General features: G+C 36.5%; 2 protein-coding genes. Both read right to left on the reverse strand.

All coding sequences use genetic code 11. The features are described from left to right. Positions 1–727: hypothetical protein (locus E5167_RS15240; RefSeq protein ID WP_136845018.1), on the reverse strand; the 727-nt coding region annotated here is incomplete at its 3' end. A 902-nt stretch (positions 728–1629) separates the two neighbouring features. Next, positions 1630–4999, reverse strand: a 3370-nt coding sequence (locus E5167_RS15245) for a T9SS type A sorting domain-containing protein (RefSeq protein ID WP_136845019.1), incomplete at its 5' end; no start/stop codon positions are given.

The raw sequence follows: 4999 nt of genomic DNA on the forward strand, positions 1-4999 counted from the left end.
ATTTATCGCTTCCTGAATACGTAATTGAAAATTCAAAGGCATTGGACTCGCAGTAATCTTTTACTGTATATATGTGGATTTCAATCCATCCGCAATCGTCATTCTTTGTCTTTGTTCTTTTTGATACTAACTCTCCGCTCACTTTTACGTGCTCACAGTTATCAGTATATAAGGCAGCTATCTCTTGTGCTGTTGGTGCTGTTGGGCGGTTGTCAAAACATAGATCTAGGTCTAGCTTATCTGCAATAAGTGCATTGTAAGCTGCTTTGTTTTGCTTTGGTACCCATGGTGCTGTAGCATCTCCTCCACTGTACTTTACAGTAAATGGTGTTACTTCTCCTGCACATTTTACTGAATATACATAATAGTAAGTCCAGTTACAGTGGGTACTTCCTTTTGCGAATCCTGTGGCAACTCCCCATTCACCATCAACGCCTTGTTGCTCTGCTACTGGATGAATTACAAATTCTTCGTCTGAATTTTGGCATGCATCAAAAAATCCGTTGAAGTAACCTGGTGCCATTAACTCGGACACTGGCTTCATTGCTGGTACTTCATGCATACAGCCATTGATGTCTCCTATCTCTTCGCCTCCACCTGTAGGATCTACTCCCCAGCCTTGTCCGTAAGATAAGCTCGTCAATGCTAAAAACATAAACAGCATTAATGCTGTCTTGCCTTTGTTTTGAATATAATTAGTAGGAAATCTTAAAGTAAAATTGCTCATAAACATAACATTGAGTATTAGTTAACAACTACACTTACAAAAGGTTTAAACATAAACCCAGAGTAAATGGCTAGTAATCAAAAAAATTTGTTGTGCTATTAAACAATTATTTTTTGGAAAAGCTCAATACATTGTAATTATAAAAGTTACCTAAAAAGCTTTGCATTTAAATAGATAGGCTTACAACTTAACTATTACCTCCAAAATTAAGCTTTTATTAACATAAAAAAAAGGCTACTTAACTATTATATAGACATTTAAGCGGAAAAAGAGTAGTTTAATAATGTAGCAAACTAAAGTGATATAGATTCTTCACATCTCTATGTTTGTTCAGAATGATAAGAGGTTTATTTGTCATTCTGAGGAAACCGAAGAATCTCAAGATAACTTAGAGTATAAATTCTTCATGTCGTTTCACTCATTCAGAATGACAACAAATTAAGAATAGATTCTTCACGTGCTACACTCGTTCAGAATGGCAATAAATAATATCCTAACTATTGCCAATGGAGTAAAATAACCTCTATTAAACAGATTACTTCAGTTGTTCCTCCTTCGTAATGACGTTGGGTTTTTCGGCATTGCGAACAAAGTGAAGCAATCTCATAATGCAGAACTAAAAACAAACAGATTACTTCGTCGCTATACTTCTCGTAATGACTTTTAAATACTTTATTTAGAGAGTCGAGTAGTTTAAATTATAAAGAGAATAGATTCTTCACATCGCTACGCTCGTTCAGAATGACAATAAATAATGTCCTAACTATTGCCAATGGAGTAAAATAACCTCTATTAAACAGATTACTTCAGTTGTTCCTCCTTCGTAATGACGCATAAAAAAAAGGAGTCATTTTCATGACTCCTTTTTGGTTTATATGATAATTACTTATCTATTCAAGACATTAGTTTCCTGATGTCGCAACAACCTTTTTGGTCATTGTTCCTTGACTTGTAATTACTTTAATATAATACATCTGGTCTGAACCGTTAATGCTTAATGGCATTGTAGCATCAGTACCTCTCATATAAGAAGCATCTTTGCTTAATACTAGCATACCTTTTGTATCATACACTTCTACTTTAACATCAGTATCAAAATCGAAGTTGTAAGCGATTGTTACTTCTCCGTTAAATGGTACTGGGTATGCTCTGAAATCTACTGTAGCATCACCTGAATCGTTTATAGATGAAGCATCTCCACCAATTTCTCTCTGCTCTACATTAGTAGTACTAGTTCTAGCTTGACCATTAGGACCAGGCACATCTGCAGTATAAGACCAATATACAGTCACAGCATCTGATGTATTTCCACATGCATCTTGTACATTGAAAGTTCTCTCGAATACAAATTGACGCATATAACCAGTATTAGTTTGCTGATAAGGGAAGCCCCAAATAGTTCCACCAAGATAATTCTGTGAAGGGTTAGCATCACAATTATCAGTAGCTGGCAATAAATAAGCTAGAGCTTCATTTGCTAACAACCAGTTTAGATCTCCACCATTACCAATACCAGCTGGATTATGTCCTAAATCAATTGTATTAGCTAAATTATAAGCATCATTTGAAGACCAAGAAGTATTTGGTGCATCAACTACTGGTGCTACCGTATCATTGGTAACGTGGTTTTTAGTATATACTTCTGAAGTATTACCACAGCTATCCTCAGCTACTACTTCTACAGATATTGTACTAGAGCATCCATCGCTATTCTTGCTAACACTTAATACTCTAATTTTAATATCTTCTTGTGCAGTACAGTTATCCACTACAGCTGGTTCAGCTATAAAATCAACACTATATCCATTAAATATATAAGAGTCAAACTGGCTAATAACATCACCTGCTTGTAATGACACATATGCATCATCAGGACATACTCCTGTAGCAGAATTATCAGTCCAAGTTTTACCTTCAAATAACCACTCTGGTGCTGACTGATCGCTACCTTGGTAAACAATCTTGAATGTTGGATACGCATTACCACAGTCATCAGTTACTACGTATTCGAATGAGTTAATCCATCCGTTTCCACAGTTAGACCCTGTTCTATGCGTTGTTTTCTCAACATTCACACCACATGAATCGTGGAATAATGCTGCGATCTCAGCTTTAGATGGTCCATCGTAAGAATCGATACATGCATCTAAATCACTCATATCACTTGGAATTGTTCCAACCAATACTGGTGCCGTGTTATCTTCACCTGTAAATACTGTACTGAACTCGTAATCGTTTCCACAATCATCAGTAATAGTATAGTCATAACGGAACTCCCACTTACAATTATCATCAACTCTTACTAACTCAGACTTAGTTGTTAACTTATCTGAACAGTTATCTTCGAATAACTTTAATAAACTTTCTTCACTCATTGGAGGATTAGCAGCAATGGCATCTTCAACACATGCGTTGATGCCGCTATCACCTTTTGGTAATTCTTCTCCTGCAACTAAGTTTGGCATAGTTTGATCAGATCCCCAATACGTTACCTTAACAGTTCCGTCATAAATGTTATCACACTTATCTTTAATTTCATATACAAACTGTACTGCCCAGTCACAAGTAGAATCACTTATTGTAATAGTATCTACTAATGTAGCGATTGCCGATCCACAGTTATCACTAAATTGTGCTGCGATATCGTCTAATGATGGTGCAGCTCCAGGACCACATGCATCTACATTACTCATGTTGAACTGTGCTACATCTCCTGTATAAATTGGAGCTGTAACGTCTTCAATTGTAATTTTTTGTACATCAGTAGTTACGTTTCCACAGTCATCTGTAGCTTTCCAAGTTCTTGTTACTATGGTTACACAAGATCCTTTATCCGTTACATCTGTATATGTTACATCTACATCACTACATGCATCCCAAGCTTCTGCCATACCTGCATCTCCTTCTGGTGCAATATCGTACTCACACTTAGCATCGTAAGTTGTGTAGTAATCTGAAGGGATTTCTAAAGTTGGTGCTGTAGTATCAACGATTCTGAACTCAGCAGACGTTGAAGAACTTAAACCACAATTATCTGTTACTGTAAATGTTACAGTAACTCTTCCAGTGTTTCCACACTCATCACTTAATCCTTTTCCATCGTAATCGTTAGTCCAAGTTAAAGACTTATCACATAAGTCCATAGCTTCTGCACCACCGTTAGTATGTAACCAGTGATCGAATGGTGATTGACATGGGTTAATACCTGTTGGGCAAGCAAATTCTTGACCACACTCTACTTCTAAATCTAGAGCTTCTTGACCAATCATTGGGCTTAACGTATCCTGTACATGGAATGATGCTGTTGAACTTGAAACATTTTTACAATCATCATATGCATAGAAAGTTACTCTATACTCTGTATCACATGAGTCTCCATAGATTCCAATAATCTTAGCAGCCCAATTAACGTTAGAACATCCATCAGTAGCTGTTGCACCTCCTGCGTTCATTAACCACATATAGAATTTATAAGCATTTGATCCTGCATATGCTCCACCGCCTAAAGCTTCTAATTCGTCTTGAGAATATTCATATCCTAATTTCCATACATCTGGAATAGAACTATCACACTCAACAGTCATATCTGATGCTGGTGTCATTTCTGGTGCGATACTATCTTCAATTGTAAATGTAGCTGGTAAATCAACATCGTTTCCACAAGCATCTGTTACTGTGAATACTACATTGATATGTCCTGTATAAGTACTACATCCACCTTCTAAATATTGTGAAATATCAAAATCTTTAGCTTTTGGATCTGCTGGGAAGCTATTGCTCCAAGTTACTCCTGAACATTCGTCCTTTGCAGTTGCTCCTCCATTATCAGCTAACCAATCTTGGAATTGCTCTAAGTTTCCTGATCCATCACATACTACAGTCTTGTTATAAGCTGGAGTTGTTTCTGGATCTACAGTATCTACTATTCTAAATGTAGCGTATGTTTTTGATGCATTTCCACAAGCGTCCGTTACTGTAAATACTACAGTCTTCTCTCCTGTTTCACCACAACCATCGCTCATTGGCTTACTTTCTGCATCGTTTGTCCACACTAAATCTTCAGTAGCTGTACAGTTATCTGATGCATCTGCACCACCATTGTTAGCTAACCAGTTCATGTAATCTTCTAAGTTTCCTTCACCGTCGCATTCTACTTCTTTATATTTAGCTGCTGTTAATATTTTTGGATTTTCATCATCAAAAATAGTTACTGTCATACTTTCGTTGATGGTACGACCACAGTTATCTGTAAATGTATATGTTACCACAAAT

Origin of the sequence: Pontimicrobium aquaticum (assembly GCF_005047595.1) — a bacterium.
GTDB lineage: Bacteria > Bacteroidota > Bacteroidia > Flavobacteriales > Flavobacteriaceae > Pontimicrobium > Pontimicrobium aquaticum.